A 14,205-nucleotide genomic window follows, 5' to 3' on the forward strand; every position below is an offset into this window, starting at 1 on the left:
GCGTTGTCAAATTACCAAAATTCATAGCTATTAACGCTTATTGAATATGGCCTACAGGATTTTTTCTTATAAATCTTCGAGTTCCAACCACGCAAGGCAGGGTGATTGGGTTAGGCGACCGGGCTTTGGGGTGAAATGCGCGCGAAAAAGGTATTCGCACACTGAACCGCCAGCCCCGCGCGTGCTTTCACCTCAAAACCGCACGCGCCTGACCCAGTCGCCCTGCCGGGTTCCACCTTGACTGTCAATCCACCTCAGGCTGGTCATCTCGGCATTGCCGCAGGTCAGCAGATGTCACACAGCCAAGCCAATGCGCTGCAGCAGTTGCGCCGTTTCAAACAAAGGCAATCCCATGATGCCGGAATAGCTGCCGCTCATGTGCGAAATGTAGGCCGCTGCCCTGCCCTGCACGCCATAAGCGCCGGCTTTGCCCATGGGCTCGCCCGTGGCCACATAGGCCGCCAATTGCGCCGCTGACAGGGGGGCAAAAGTGACCCGCGAGACCGACACCGTCTGCACCCTTTGATGCCCAGTGCCCAATGCCACTGCCGTCAGCACCCGGTGCGTTCGGCCTGAGAGTCGGGTCAATAGCTGCACCGCGTCTGCCGCATCAACGGGTTTGCCCAAAATGTCACGCCCCAACGCCACCGTGGTGTCTGAGCACAGCACCGGCGCAGCTGGCAGCCCCAAACGCTGGCGTCGCGCCAAGGCGGCATCCAGCTTGAGCTGCGTCACCCGCTGCACATAGGCCAACGGGCTTTCGCGCGGCAGCACCACTTCTAGCGCTTCGGCATCTTCATGCGGCTCAGGCAACAACAGCTGATAAGCCACACCGAGTTGCTCCAGCAACTGTCGACGGCGCGGGCTTTGCGAAGCCAGGTAAATGAACATTTTTTTCATGCGTTGGATGTGGCATCACTCGCGGTGGTAGGGGTGGTTGGCATTGATCGACCAGGCGCGGTAAAGCTGCTCAATCAACAACACCCGCGCAAAAGCATGCGGCAAGGTCAGGTCTGACAGGCGAATGCGCTCGTGCGCGGCTTGTTTGAACGCTGGGTCCAGCCCGTCTGGCCCGCCAATCACCAGCGCCACATCGGTGCCGCCCAGTTGCCAGTCTTTGAGCTTGCCTGCCAGCGCCATGGTGCTGAGGTTGCTGCCGCGTTCGTCAAGTGCCACGATGCGGCACCCCTTGGGAATGGCGGCTTCAATGCGGCTGCGCTCGGCGGCGAAAAGCGTGTCCAGCGTTTTGGACGCGCGTGGCTCGGTTTTGACGGCTTTGAGTTCGACCTTGATCTCAAAGGGAAAGCGCTTGGCGTAGTCGTCCCAGGCGGTTTGCGCCCAGTCGGGCACCCGCTGCCCCACGGCCACGATCAACACCCGCACGGCTAGGCTTTGCGGGCGGGGGCTCGTTTGGCTGGTGCCGACTTGGCAGCGACCTTTTTGGCAGCTGGTTTGCCAGGTGCATTCACCACCAGGGTCTTGATCCTGGGTTTAGCCACAGATTCAGCATCTTTTAGGCCTGCAGCCCTTTTAGATATTGCGCTGGCAGCTACTTTTTTAGCAGTAGCCGCTTTGGCATCTTGGACTTTTTTCAATTGAGCTTTGGAGGGGAAGGCTTCTTCAACGCCCTTTTTCGCAGCGCTGGAGCGGCGCAGGCTGGACTCGGGCTTGGCCGCGCGCGATGGTTGCGTGGGCGCTGCAGGCAACTTGGCTGCCTTGGCCACCACAGGTTTGGCGGCACCCAGTTTCAGGCGCACCGGCTTGTCGCCCCACAACTCTTCCAAGTTGTAGTAGGTGCGGATGTTGGGTTGCATCACATGCAGCACGGCCTGACCACAGTCCACAATGATCCATTCGCCATTGGCTTCGCCTTCCATGCGCGGCTTGGGAAACCCGGCTTCGCGCACGGCATCCATCACACTGGCGGCCAGGGCTTTGGTTTGACGGTTAGAGGTGCCGCTGGCCACAATCACCCGCTCAAACAGCGAAGACAGGTGCTCGGTGTCAAACACCATGATGTCTTGGGCTTTGACGTCCTCCAAGCCGTCCACAATGGCGCGCTGCAACTTTTGCACATCTTTTTTGGCTGCCGTGCTGGTTTCAGGTGCCGCAGCGGCTGGCTTGGCGCGGGGTTTGACCAGCGCTTGAGCGGCTTCGACAGGCGGCTGCGTAGCAGGCTTGACAGCTGCTTTCACAGCAGTTTTGGCAGTGGTTTTGACAGCGGCTTTGCGTGCCGGTTTGGACGCAGGCTGGGCGACAGTTTGAGCAGAGTTTTCAGTAGTCATCAATGTGAGTGGTAAAGGTGATGGTCGGCAATATAACGCGCAACGGCCTCAGTGACCAGCCCATCGGCGCTTTGGCCGGCGCCAAGGGTGGCACGAATCTGGGTGGCGCTAAGGGGCATGGCGGGCATGTTCAGCTGCAAAAACCGCTCGGGAAACAATTTTTGAGCCTCAAAAACGGTGTGAGCGCTTGTTGAATCTGCACGAAAAGCTACACATATTGTAGCAAGTTGCACAATCTCTTGCCACTCACGCCAAGTCGTCAGGGCGCTGGCCTGGTCTGCGCCCATGATCAAAAACCACTCTACCTGCGGGTACAAACGCCCCAACTCGCGCAAAGTGTCAACGGTATAGCTGACACCGGGGCGGTTGATTTCCAGGTCATCGACCTTGACTTGCGACCAAGGTGCAAACGCCAATCGGGCCATGGCCAAGCGGTGTGCGGCAGCTGTCAGGTGGCGCGGTTTGTGCCAGGCTTGCCCGGTGGGTACCACATGCAACTGATCGAGTGAGAGCTCGGTGAGGGCACTGGCAACCAAGGCCTGATGCGCCCGATGCGGCGGGTCAAACGCGCCGCCAAACACGCCGATGCGATGCCTTTTTGTGGAAAGAGGCAAAGTCATCAGAATTGGTAGTAAATGAAGGTGCTAATACGGTCGATGTGGCTGATTGAGATCAACATCAGGGCAGCCACAGCCAAGCCACGTAGTGCCATCACCCAAGAGGTCTTGGCTTGGCTCCAACGCTCGGCAATGCGCTGACTTGAAGGTGCAAACCACACTAACAAGGCACATATCAGCAACAAGCGCCCCACCGTACTGGCATTGAAGTCGCGCATGGCAGAGGTCAACTCAAACACGCCTTCAAAACCCACAGGCAGCCCTGCCCACCGAAACAGGGTGATCAATGACTGCGTGAACCACCCCTGCGTAGGTGAAATAGACAGGCCATTCAACCCCAAGCAGCCCTGAACGATCAACATCGCGCTTGCTAACGAATCTGCCCTAAAAAACACCCATGCCAACACCACCAGCATGAATGTCAGCAGCACTGACAAGCCTTTCACTAGCCACACCAGCGGCTGTGGAGTGGCAGGAAACTTCAACCCATTATGCACACCACGCCAGGCATGGTGCAGCACCAAAAACAAACCATGTAAACCACCCCAGATCACAAAAGTCCAGTTGGCACCGTGCCACAGACCACCCAGCAACATGGTCAAAGCCAAATTAATTAGTCGCCTGAAAGTACCATGGCGGTTGCCCCCTAAGGGAATGTAAAGATAGTCACGCAAAAACTGCGACAGTGTCATGTGCCAGCGGCGCCAAAACTCTGAAATGGTTTGAGACTTGTAGGGCGAGGCAAAATTCAGCGGCAACTTCACACCAAACATGCGTGACACGCCAATTGCCATGTCAGAGTAGCCTGAGAAATCAAAATAAAGCTGAAAAGTAAATGCCAACGCCGCTGTCCATGCCAATAAAAATTTCGGTGCAACACCCAGGGTTGCTTGGTCAAACACAGGAGTCACCTGGTTCGCCAAATCGTCAGCCAACATGACTTTTTTAAACAAACCTATGGCAAAAATCAACAAACCAATACTTAGATTTTCAAAACTGAAACGGTAAGTTTGAGGGTCTTCAAACTGAGGCATGATTTGTCTATGGTGCAGCACAGGCCCAGCAATCAAATGCGGAAAGTAAGTGACAAACAGCAGATAGCGCAAAAAATCAAAGTCTTTAGCTTCGCCACGCGAAGAGTCCACTAAAAACGCAATTTGAGTAAATGTAAAAAACGAAATACCCAGCGGTAACACCACCTCTTGCAACACCCATACCTGTCCATCCAAGCTCGCAACGCTACTGATGAAAAAATTCAGGTATTTGAAATACCCAAGCAACAGCAAATTAGCCGCCACACCGAACACCAGCCACCGATGTCGTGAGGTTGCCGAAAAAGCACTGGCATCATAAGGAGCCAAGTGCCTTCCTAGCAAAAAATTGAACCCAATTGATACAAGCAGCAACAGTAAAAATTCGGGATTCCACCAGCCGTAAAAAAACAGCGATGCAAGGCACAGCCAAGCCGTACTGAGCCTGACCGAGGTTTTGGCCAGCGCAAAAAAACCCAACCAAACCAATGGCAAAAAAGCAAAAATAAAAACGTAAGAGTTAAAAATCATGGCTGTCTGCTTTGCACACCTGCAAACACCCCAGTAGCCACCAGCGCCTGAGCCAATGCACGATGCCCGTTGGGGCCCAAGTGATCATCATTGGGCATGTAAACATCTTTGGCTTTGTAAATGCTTTTCTTCATGACAGATAACACATCTGGTGCATTCACACCCGCAGCACGCAGACTTTGTGCCAGATCACTGGCTGCGTGGCTGGGCAGAGGATTGAGCAACTCCTCTTCATAGGCGTGTAACTTATCTGGAACGATCAGCATGGCAAATTGAAAACCCGCCGCTTCAAGCCGGGTTTTCACAGCTTTTAAAGTAGCAACTGCCAGTTCAATGTCAGCCTGTGTCCATTGCAACCGGTATTCATCCACGTCGGCATACAGCAGGCGGTTAGACTGAATATTAGAGAACAAATCACCCCGCTTAAGTGGTGCACTCTTCACCCATTCGCCTGCCACTTTGCCTGGTTGTGCAGCCACTTGCGCCATGTGCATCAGTGTTTGAAATTGACGGGCAATGTCAATTTGGGTATGCACTGAGCTGGTGGGCCAATGCCACACGCCTTGTCCAATGGGACGCACGCGAAACAGCGAGTCTGCCGCACAGCGCTCGGGATATCGAATACGTTCCATAAACTGATGCTCAATCGACTCAATCATCACCAACCGATTACCGGCTTTTGCATACCCTTCCAAGCCACTGGCCAGACGCTCAATCCAGGGCAAAAAACAATTGTTGTTGTCTTTGTAGTTGTATGTTTTAAATCGCAAACCCGTCTTCGACGCCACCACCGACTGCCAAACATTACCAACCGAGAACGAATCACCCATCACCAGCACATCAGCCACTTGTATGGTGTTGTCATTGGCCATGACCTCAATGCCCTCAGGGGTGAGCTGCTGGACGTAATCACGCTCAGGCCAGGCGCCTCGACGAGAGATCCCGCCAATGGGTGGACCAAAATAAAGTGAGGCCGGGTAGGCTATCGCCATCACTACAATCAACGGCACAAAAGCCGCCACAAACATCACCCGAAACGGTTGACTCATACCTGTTATGAGCGAGCAGAGTTACACCCAGTCCCGAGGAACCAGATAGGTGCGGTACAGCTCGGCCTCAGGTGTGCCAGCCTCTGGCACTTGCTGGTAGGCCCAGCTCACCAGCGGCGGCATGGACAGCAAAATAGATTCCGAGCGCCCGCCGGACTGCAGCCCAAAATGCGTGCCCCGATCCCAAACCAGGTTGAACTCCACATAGCGGCCACGCCGGTAGAGCTGAAAAGCACGTTCGCGCTCGCCATAAGGCGTGTCTTTGCGGCGCAACACAATGGGCAAGTAAGCGTCAAGAAACGCATTGCCCACGGCCTGCATCATGGCCTGGCTTTGCGCTTGCCCCAGCTCTGAGAAATCATCAAAAAAAACGCCGCCCACGCCGCGCTGCTCGTTGCGGTGCTTGAGGAAAAAATACGTGTCGCACCAGGTTTTGAAGCGCGGGTATTTGTCGTCGCCAAAGGGCTGCAAAGCCGTTTTGCAGGTTTGGTGGAAATGCACGGCATCGGCTTCAAAGCCATAGTAAGGCGTCAAGTCCATGCCGCCGCCAAACCAGCAGACCTCGCGCCCGTCGGGTGCCGTGGCGGAAATCATGCGCACATTCATGTGAACGGTAGGCACGTAGGGGTTGCGCGGGTGAAACACCAGCGACACGCCCATGGCCTCAAACGGCGCACCCGCCAGCTCCGGGCGGTGCTGTGTGGCTGATGGCGGCAGCTTGGGGCCCGTCACATGCGAAAACCCGCACCCGGCGCGCTCAAACAGGGGACCACCTTCCAGAATTTGAGTGATGCCGAGGCCTTGCAGCGGCTCACCGGCCGGTTTTTCCCAGGCATCGGTCAAAAACGGCGTGCCATCGAGCTCAGTCACGGCGGTGGTGATGCGCGCTTGCAGCCCCTTCAAATACGCGCTGACATCTTGCGCTGCAGTGGCTGTGCTGCTCATGCAGCGGCACCCTTGACAGCGCGGTAACCAATGTCGGTGCGGTATTGCATGCCGTCGAAGTGAATGCCTGCGGCCACTTCATAGGCGCGCTGTTGCGCCAGCCGCACACTGTCGGCCAGCACCGTGACGCACAACACACGCCCGCCAGAAGTCAGCACATCAGCGTCTTGCAGCGTGGTGCCCGCATGGAACACACAAGCGTCTTCCGTTTCTTTGGGGATGCCGGTGATGGCATCGCCCTTGCGCGGGTTGGCCGGGTAGCCGTGGGCAGCCAGCACCACACCCAGCGCGGTGCGACGATCCCATTGCAGTTCAATTTGATCCAGCTTGCCATGCGCGCCGGGCTCGGTGGCGGCCAGCATCACATCAACCAGGTCGGTTTTCAGCCGCATCATGATGGGCTGGGTTTCGGGGTCGCCCATGCGGCAATTGAATTCAAGGGTTTTGGGCTTGCCTTGGGCGTCGATCATCAACCCGGCGTACAAAAAGCCGGTGAACGGAATGCCGTCTTTTTCCATGCCGCGCACGGTGGGAAGGATGATGTCGCGCATGGCGCGGGCATGCACATCGGGGGTGACCACGGGCGCGGGAGAATAGGCGCCCATGCCGCCGGTGTTGGGGCCCAAGTCACCGGTTTGCAGGCGTTTGTGGTCTTGGCTGGTGGCCAGTGGCAACACGTTTTTGCCGTCCACCATGACGATGAAGCTGGCTTCTTCGCCCTGTAAAAACTCTTCAATGACAACGCGAGCACCGCCTTGGTTGTGGCTCACGCCCAAGGTGTTGTCCAGCAGCATGAAGTCAACCGCCTCATGCGCCTCGGCCAGTGTCATGGCCACCACCACACCCTTGCCGGCGGCCAGGCCGTCGGCCTTGACCACAATGGGCGCGCCTTTTTGGTCGATGTAAGCATGCGCCAGCACCGGGTCTGAAAACGTGTCGTACTCCGCGGTGGGAATGCCATGGCGTTTCATGAAGGCTTTGGAAAACGCCTTGGAGCTTTCCAATTGCGCCGCGGCTTGGGTCGGGCCAAAAATGCGCAGGCCATGCTTGCGGAAAATGTCCACCACGCCAGCGGCCAAAGGCACTTCGGGGCCGACCACGGTGAGGGCAATTTTTTGATCTGCCGCCCACAAGGCCAAGGCCTGCACATCGCTGCCGGGCACGTTCTCAAAACGCGGATCGGTGGCGGTGCCACCGTTGCCGGGGGCGACATAGATTTTGTGGGTTTTGGGTGATTGCGACAGCTTCCAGGCCAGCGCATGTTCACGGCCACCGCCGCCAATGACGAGGATTTTCATAAGTCTTCGGTGTCGAGTTCAGCGTTGTGATAGACCTCTTGCACATCGTCAAGGTCTTCAATGGCATCAAGCAGTTTTTGCATGCGGGCGGCATCGTCACCGGTGACTTCGATGGGGTTTTCGGCGCGCATGGTCACTTGGGCATCGTCAGGGGTCAGGCCAGCGGCTTCCAGGGCATTTTTGACGGCTTCAAAGTCGGCCACCGAGGTGATGACTTCGATGGCGCCATCGTCATCGGTCACCACGTCGTCGGCTCCGGACTCCAATGCGATTTCCATCACCTTGTCTTCGCTTTGACCCGGAGCAAAAATGATTTGGCCACAGTGTTTGAACTGGAACGCCACCGAGCCTTCGGTGCCCATGTTGCCGCCAAACTTGGCAAACGCGTGGCGCACTTCAGCCACAGTGCGCACCTTGTTGTCGGTCATGGTGTCAACAATGATGGCGGCGCCGCCAATGCCATAGCCTTCGTAGCGGATTTCTTCGTAGGTGATGCCCTCCACACTGCCGGTGGCCTTGTCAATGTTGTACTTGACGCGATCGGCGGGCATGTTGGCGGCCTTGGCGCGGTCTACGGCCAAACGCAGGCGCGGGTTGGTTGACAAATCGCCACCCCCGGCGCGCGCCGCCACCGTGATTTCACGGATGATGCGGGTCCAAATTTTTCCGCGCTTTTCGTCTTGACGGCCTTTGCGGTGCTGAATATTGGCCCATTTGCTGTGTCCTGCCACGTGAAATCCTTTAAAAATTCGTTACGCTACTGATCCGATTGTACTTTTTGAGGTTGACATGCCCGAACCCATTTTGATAGCCCAACATGGCCAAACCCAATGCCTGTTGCACCCTGACAAGGCCAACCGGCATGGCCTGATCACCGGCGCCACCGGCACCGGCAAAACCATCACCTTGCAAACCATGGCCGAGGGGTTTTCCAAGCTGGGCGTGCCGGTGTTCATGGCCGACATCAAGGGCGACCTCACCGGTCTCTCGCAGGCCGGCAGCTCTACGCCTAAACTGGCCAAAGTGCTTACTGAACGTGCGCTACCTGCTCCTGAATACGCAGCATTTCCAACCACCTTGTGGGACGTGTTTGGCGAACAAGGCCACCCGGTGCGCGCCACCGTGAGCGACCTCGGGCCACTGCTGCTGGCGCGCATGCTCAACCTCAACGACACCCAGGCGGGCGTGCTGCAACTGGTGTTCAAAATTGCCGACGATGCCGGTTTGCTGATTCTTGACATGAAAGACCTGCGCGCCATGTGCCAGCATGTGGGTGACAACGCATCCACCTTCACCACCGAGTACGGCAACATCAGCGCCGCCAGCATTGGCGCCATTCAGCGCGGATTGATGCAAATTGAAAGTCAGGGCGGCGACAAATTTTTTGGCGAGCCAATGCTCAACATCGCTGATTTGATGCAAACCGATGGCACCGGGCGCGGCATGATCAACATTTTGGCGGCTGACAAACTGATGGCCTCACCCCGCCTGTACAGCACCTTTTTGCTGTGGATGCTGAGCGAGCTGTTTGAAAACCTGCCCGAGGTAGGCGACCTGGATAAACCCAAACTGGTGTTCTTTTTTGACGAGGCTCACCTGTTGTTTGCCGATGCCCCCAAAGTACTGGTTGAGCGCATTGAGCTGGTGGTGCGGCTGGTGCGCTCCAAAGGCGTGGGCGTGTATTTTGTGACGCAAAACCCGCTTGACATCCCCGACACGGTGCTGGCGCAGTTGGGCAACCGGGTGCAGCACGCCCTGCGCGCCTTCACGCCGCGTGACCAAAAAGCCGTGAAAAGCGCCGCCGATACCATGCGCCCCAACCCTGGGCTGGACGTGGGTGCAGCCATCACCGAACTGGCCGTGGGCGAAGCGTTGGTGAGTTTTCTGGACGAAAAAGGTCGTCCCAGCCCGACCGAGCGGGTTTACGTGCTGCCACCGGCAGGGCAAATTGGCCCGATCAGCGCGGCGCAGCGCCAAACCCTGCTGACCGAGTCGATCGTGGCTGGGGTTTATGAGAAAACGCTAGACCGTGAGTCGGCCTATGAAAAAATCAAAGGCCGCACAGCCACCGCCACGGCACCAGCCAACCAGCCCGGCGTGGCCAGCCGTGACGCAGCCCCGGCAGACTCGGGCGGCTTGCTCGACAGCCTGGGTGCCGGGCTGGGCAACTTGCTGGGCGGGGGCAGTGGCAGGCGCACCAGCGCCGGTGAGCAGTTGTTCAAAAGTGCCGCCAGCTCGATTGGCCGAGAAGTAGGTCGCCAGATCATTCGCGGCGTGTTGGGTGGTATTTTTGGCGGAAAACGCTAGTCCAGTCTGCGTCAGTTGCTCTCAAAAGTAAAGCTAACACCGCTCTAGGAAAAGCTGAGAAATCCGTCTTTTTTACCAAAATTCATAGCTGCTAACGCTTATTTAACCTGGGCTACAGGCTGTTTTCTTATAAATCATCGAGTCCAAACCATGTGAGGCAGGGTGATTGGGTCAGGGGACCGGGCTTTGGGGTGAAATGCGCGCGAAAGAGGTTTTCGCTAACTGAACCGCTAGCCCCGCGCGTGCTTTCACCCCAAAACCGCACGCCCCTGACCCAGTCGCCCTGCTGGGTTCCACCTCAAGCACCCCGACTGAACACACCATCCAAAGCGCTTTGTCTAAACCCAAGTGCTCAGCGCAAGTGTTTGAACATCTTGGCTTTGAAGCTCTCGGGCACACCCAAGCGCCGCTGGCCGGGGATCAGCTCAAACGTCTCACCAGCCTGCAGCGTGCCAGGCTCGTCTACCGCCAGGTAAAAACCACAACACCCCTGCAGCGCCATCAGCTTGGCAGCCAGGCCAAAGCCCATGGCCGCATTGAATTTGTAGCAGGGCTCGCGCGGCTGCGTGACGCGCAAGGCGCAATGGGCAAAACGCAGCACGTCGCCCACCCAGACATCGGTTTCCAACACGCCTGCCAGGCTCAGGTTTTCACCCATGCTGCCCCAAGGCAATGCGTCGTCGATGTCGCCAAGCCCCGCTTTTGCCCGCGCCTCACGCCAAAAAGGGTAGTGCTCGCTGGGGTAGGCATACACCGCCTTGTCCAGCCCGCCATGCACCGACAAATCGGCCTGCTCGTCGCCCATCAGCCCCAGCGGCAACACCGGCACGGGGTCGGCCACGGCCTGTTTGTGGATGGCGGTGAGCACGCTGCGGCCATGAATCATGGCGCGGCGTGCGGGAGCGGTTTGCAGGCTGAGCAGGTGTGGCATGGTGATCAACTCCCAAAGAAAAGGACAAGAAAAAAATGAGGCGACCCTCTTGTACTTAAAACGTCATCGGATCAATCCGTCAAAAAAACAACCCGTCCAGATTGTCCACGCACCACCGCCTCAAGGCCAAGGCATACTTGATTCCCTGACGCCGAAGGAAACCCGCCATGCTTGCCCGCTTTTTACGCTTTGCCTACCTGTTCCAGTTCTTGACCGGCACACTTCTGGGCACGTGGGGTGCCATGAATTTGGCTGCCGACTGGGGGGGCTGGGCTTTGGCCCTGGTGCTGTTGGGTGGCGTGGGTTGGATTTTGGTATGGCAAGCGCTGGGGATTGGCTGGACCATGTGGAGAGCGCGGGTGCATGGGGCTGGCTGGCTGAACGCGGTGTGGGGCGAATTTGTCGCGGCGGTGCAAGTTTTTGCCCTGCGCCAGCCCTGGGTCACGCGCAACCCTGGCCTTTTGCTGCCCACCAAGCCGCCTGCGCCGGGTCAAGCCGCGCTGCCCGTGCTGCTGGTGCACGGTTTCATTTGCAACCACCGGTTGTGGGACAAAGTGGCGCCCGCGCTGCGCCAGGCCGGACACCCGGTGTTGGCGGTGGATCTGGAGCCACTGTTCACCTCGATTGACGATTACGCCCCCTTGATTGAGCACGCGGGGCAACAGCTGCGCCAGCAAACCGGCGCCCACCAAGTGGTGCTGGTGGGGCACAGCATGGGTGGCTTGGTGCTGCGCGCCTGGCTGCGCACCTATGGCGCCAACCACGTGGCACGCTTGATCACCCTGGGCACCCCGCACCAGGGTACGCAAACGCCGCAATGGGTCAGCACCCCCAATGGCCAACAAATGGCCTGGCACAGCCCCTGGCTGGCACAGCTTGCCGCCAGCGAAACACCGGCCAAGCGCCAACTCATGCGCCTAGCCTACACGCAGCACGACAACGTAGTCTTTCCCCAGCAAGCCCAACTGCTCGATGGCGCGCCTGTCACCGTTTTTCAAGGCATGGGGCATGTGCAAATGTGTCTGGACGACAGCGTGATCCGCTGGCTGCTGCAACAAGCCCGTGACGCTAATCAGTAAGTTTCATGGACATGGCGCCCCCTCCGGCATGACGCTTACGCTGTGGGCACAACGTGTGGGCTGCCCTCCATAATGGCGCATGGCTTCAACCCCTGCTGAACTTACCCCAGTGACACCCCCACCCCAACCTCGCCCGCACAGCTTGCCCGAGCTGTTTTGGGCTTTCACAGCACTCGCCTTGCAGGGCTTTGGCGGCGTACTGGCCATCACCCAGCGCGAGTTGGTGGACAAGCGGCAATGGCTCACACCGGCGCAGTTCATTGAAGACTGGGCCGTTGCACAGGTACTGCCCGGCCCCAATGTGGTGAATTTGGCGCTGATGGTGGGCGACCGCTACTTTGGCGTGCGCGGCGGCATGGTGGCGCTGGCCGGCATGTTGGGCTTTCCGCTGCTGATGGTGCTGGCGCTGGCAGCGCTGTTTGCCAGCGTGGCGGACTCGCCTCAGGTGCAGGGTGCATTGCGCGGCATGGGTGCGGTAGCCGCCGGCATGATTGTGGCCACGGGTCTGAAACTGTTTGCAGCTTTAAAACAAAATGTGCTTGGAGTGCTTGTATGTAATGCGCTGGCAGCTATAACTTTCATATCAATTGCGGTCTTGCGCTGGCCGCTGCCCTGGGTCTTGCTGGGGCTGGGTAGCCTGGGCAGTGTGTGGGCTTACCGCCAGCTGGGGCAGCTTGACCGCCGGGCGAAAGGCGCGCCATGACTGCCGCATGGGGTGCGCTGTGGCAGGCGCTGGACTGGCTGGCGCTACTGGGGCAGTTTTTGCTGCTCTCGCTGTTGTCGGTGGGTGGTGCCATCACCACCGTGCCCGACATGCACCGCACGCTGGTCAACCAGCACCAGTGGCTGACCGATGCCCAGTTCAATGCCTCGATTGCCCTGGCGCAAGCCGCACCGGGTCCCAACGTGCTGTTTGTGGCGCTGCTGGGCTGGCACATTGGCTTGAACGCGGCCGCCGGGCTGGGCTCGGCTGGTTTGAGCGGGGTCAGCGCGCTGCTGGGGGTGGCGGTCACGATGTTGGGCATTTTGCTGCCCAGCACCACACTGACCTTTGTGGCTTCGCGCTGGTGTCATCAAAACCGGGAACGGCGCGGCGTGCGCGCCTTCAAACAAGGCCTGGCGCCGGTGGTGGTGGCGCTGATGCTGGCCACCGGCTGGATTTTGACCGCAGCCCAGGGCAGCCAGCTGCGCCACTGGCCGCTGTGGCTGCTGACCGGGGTAGCCGCGCTGCTGGTGTGGCAAACCCGTGTGCATTTGTTGTGGCTGCTCAGTGCCGGCGCGCTGCTGGGGTGGTTTAATTTGATCTGATTTTTCTTTCTGAGCACTTCACCATGAATTTCCCGCTTTTGAGCCGACTTTTCATCACTTTGGGGCTGCTGCTGGCCACGCCCCTGCTGACCTGGGCACAAGCCAGCCCGCCCGAGCTGCTGCTGCACTGCGGCATCACCATGGTGCGCCCCATGACCGAGATTGCCAAACAGTTTGAGGCGCAAGAAAACGTCGTCATTCGCATCGTCCAGGGGGGCTCTGAAGACCTGTACCAGGGTGCCAAACTCAGCGGCCAAGGCGACTGGTATTTGCCTGGCGAGCCTTCTTACCATGCCAAGCACCTCAAAGAGGGCCTGTTCGGCAACTTTGTCACCGTGGGTTACAACCAAATGGCATTGATCGTACAAAAAGGCAACCCTAAAAAACTCAAAGCCGACCCGCGTGAGCTGCTGCGCAAAGACTTGACCGTGATTTTGGGCAACGCCGAGTCCGGCAGCGTGGGCCAAGAAGCCAAAACCGTGCTGGACGGTTTGGGCATTTACCCCAAGGTGGTGAAATCCGCCGCCTTTTTGTCACCCGACTCGCGTGGCCTGATGAACGCCATGAAAAAAGGTGATGCCGATGCCACCTTGAGCTGGCGCGCCACCGGCTTGTTTGCCGACAACGCCGTCAAACTTGACGTGATTGACCTCAGCGCCCAGTTTGCCAAGCCGCAAGCGCTGCTGCTGATCCAGCTCAAAAGCAGCCAACACCCCGAACTGGCCACCAAATTCATGCAGTGGGCAGCGGGTGCGCAAGGGCAAGCCATTTTTGTCAAGCATGGCTTTTTGGACAACACCACTCCAGTCACCCGCTGAGATGCA

15 protein-coding genes are annotated in these 14,205 nt (G+C 58.2%); 5 read left to right on the plus strand and 10 right to left on the minus strand.

Going from position 1 to position 14,205, the window contains the following annotated elements; genetic code table 11:
• Window positions 1–294: 294 nt before the first annotated feature.
• From PHT20_RS03180 to PHT20_RS03220, 9 genes are all read right to left on the minus strand, one after another.
• Window positions 295–900 (minus strand): Maf family protein, encoded by a 606-nt coding sequence (locus PHT20_RS03180; RefSeq protein ID WP_301019395.1) that lies wholly within the window; start codon window positions 898–900, stop codon window positions 295–297.
• Between the two features lie 15 nt (window positions 901–915).
• Entirely contained in the window at window positions 916–1,383 is a 468-nt protein-coding gene (gene rlmH, locus PHT20_RS03185) for a 23S rRNA (pseudouridine(1915)-N(3))-methyltransferase RlmH (protein WP_301019396.1), read from the minus strand.
• Window positions 1,384–1,385: 2 nt separating this feature from the next.
• Window positions 1,386–2,285, minus strand: coding sequence for a ribosome silencing factor (gene rsfS / locus PHT20_RS03190; protein ID WP_301019397.1), 900 nt, complete (start codon window positions 2,283–2,285; stop codon window positions 1,386–1,388).
• On the minus strand, window positions 2,285–2,905 hold the full coding sequence (nadD, locus tag PHT20_RS03195; protein ID WP_301019398.1) for a nicotinate (nicotinamide) nucleotide adenylyltransferase: 621 nt from the start codon (window positions 2,903–2,905) through the stop codon (window positions 2,285–2,287). Before nadD ends, rsfS begins: the two co-directional genes overlap by 1 nt.
• A complete protein-coding gene (locus PHT20_RS03200; protein WP_301019399.1) occupies window positions 2,905–4,263 on the minus strand; it encodes an MBOAT family O-acyltransferase in 1,359 nt (452 codons plus the stop codon). The genes nadD and PHT20_RS03200 overlap by 1 nt, the downstream gene beginning before the upstream one ends.
• Window positions 4,264–4,460: 197 nt before the next feature.
• Window positions 4,461–5,513: a hypothetical protein gene (locus PHT20_RS03205; protein ID WP_301019400.1), complete on the minus strand. Its 1,053-nt coding sequence runs from the start codon at window positions 5,511–5,513 to the stop codon at window positions 4,461–4,463.
• A 21-nt stretch (window positions 5,514–5,534) separates the two neighbouring features.
• On the minus strand, window positions 5,535–6,458 hold the full coding sequence (gene hemF / locus PHT20_RS03210) for an oxygen-dependent coproporphyrinogen oxidase (protein ID WP_301019401.1): 924 nt from the start codon (window positions 6,456–6,458) through the stop codon (window positions 5,535–5,537).
• On the minus strand, window positions 6,455–7,756 hold the full coding sequence (gene purD, locus PHT20_RS03215; RefSeq protein ID WP_301019402.1) for a phosphoribosylamine--glycine ligase: 1,302 nt from the start codon (window positions 7,754–7,756) through the stop codon (window positions 6,455–6,457). The genes hemF and purD overlap by 4 nt, the downstream gene beginning before the upstream one ends.
• Window positions 7,753–8,487, minus strand: coding sequence for a YebC/PmpR family DNA-binding transcriptional regulator (locus PHT20_RS03220; RefSeq protein ID WP_300083399.1), 735 nt, complete (start codon window positions 8,485–8,487; stop codon window positions 7,753–7,755). Before PHT20_RS03220 ends, purD begins: the two co-directional genes overlap by 4 nt.
• 58 nt (window positions 8,488–8,545) lie before the next feature.
• Between PHT20_RS03220 and PHT20_RS03225 the strand changes: the two genes are divergently transcribed.
• Window positions 8,546–10,063: a helicase HerA-like domain-containing protein gene (locus tag PHT20_RS03225; RefSeq protein ID WP_301019403.1), complete on the plus strand. Its 1,518-nt coding sequence runs from the start codon at window positions 8,546–8,548 to the stop codon at window positions 10,061–10,063.
• A gap of 352 nt (window positions 10,064–10,415) precedes the next feature.
• On the opposite strand, the gene PHT20_RS03230 is transcribed toward PHT20_RS03225, so the two are convergent.
• Window positions 10,416–10,994, minus strand: coding sequence for an MOSC domain-containing protein (locus PHT20_RS03230; RefSeq protein ID WP_301019404.1), 579 nt, complete (start codon window positions 10,992–10,994; stop codon window positions 10,416–10,418).
• Window positions 10,995–11,161: 167 nt separating this feature from the next.
• Here PHT20_RS03230 and PHT20_RS03235 point away from each other — a divergent pair, with 167 nt between their 5' ends.
• The 4 genes from PHT20_RS03235 (at window position 11,162) to PHT20_RS03250 (ending at window position 14,199) form a co-directional block, all read left to right on the plus strand.
• On the plus strand, window positions 11,162–12,073 hold the full coding sequence (locus PHT20_RS03235) for an alpha/beta fold hydrolase (protein WP_301019405.1): 912 nt from the start codon (window positions 11,162–11,164) through the stop codon (window positions 12,071–12,073).
• A gap of 79 nt (window positions 12,074–12,152) precedes the next feature.
• Window positions 12,153–12,776, plus strand: a complete 624-nt coding sequence (locus PHT20_RS03240) for a chromate transporter (RefSeq protein ID WP_301019406.1) — start codon at window positions 12,153–12,155, stop codon at window positions 12,774–12,776.
• Entirely contained in the window at window positions 12,773–13,381 is a 609-nt protein-coding gene (locus PHT20_RS03245) for a chromate transporter (protein ID WP_301019407.1), read from the plus strand. The genes PHT20_RS03240 and PHT20_RS03245 overlap by 4 nt, the downstream gene beginning before the upstream one ends.
• 23 nt (window positions 13,382–13,404) lie before the next feature.
• Window positions 13,405–14,199 carry a substrate-binding domain-containing protein gene (locus tag PHT20_RS03250; protein ID WP_301019408.1) on the plus strand — a complete coding sequence of 265 codons (795 nt, stop codon included), beginning with the start codon at window positions 13,405–13,407 and terminating at the stop codon, window positions 14,197–14,199.
• The last annotated feature ends 6 nt before the right edge of the window (window positions 14,200–14,205 follow it).

The organism is Rhodoferax sp. (assembly GCF_028715765.1).
GTDB lineage: Bacteria > Pseudomonadota > Gammaproteobacteria > Burkholderiales > Burkholderiaceae_C > Rhodoferax.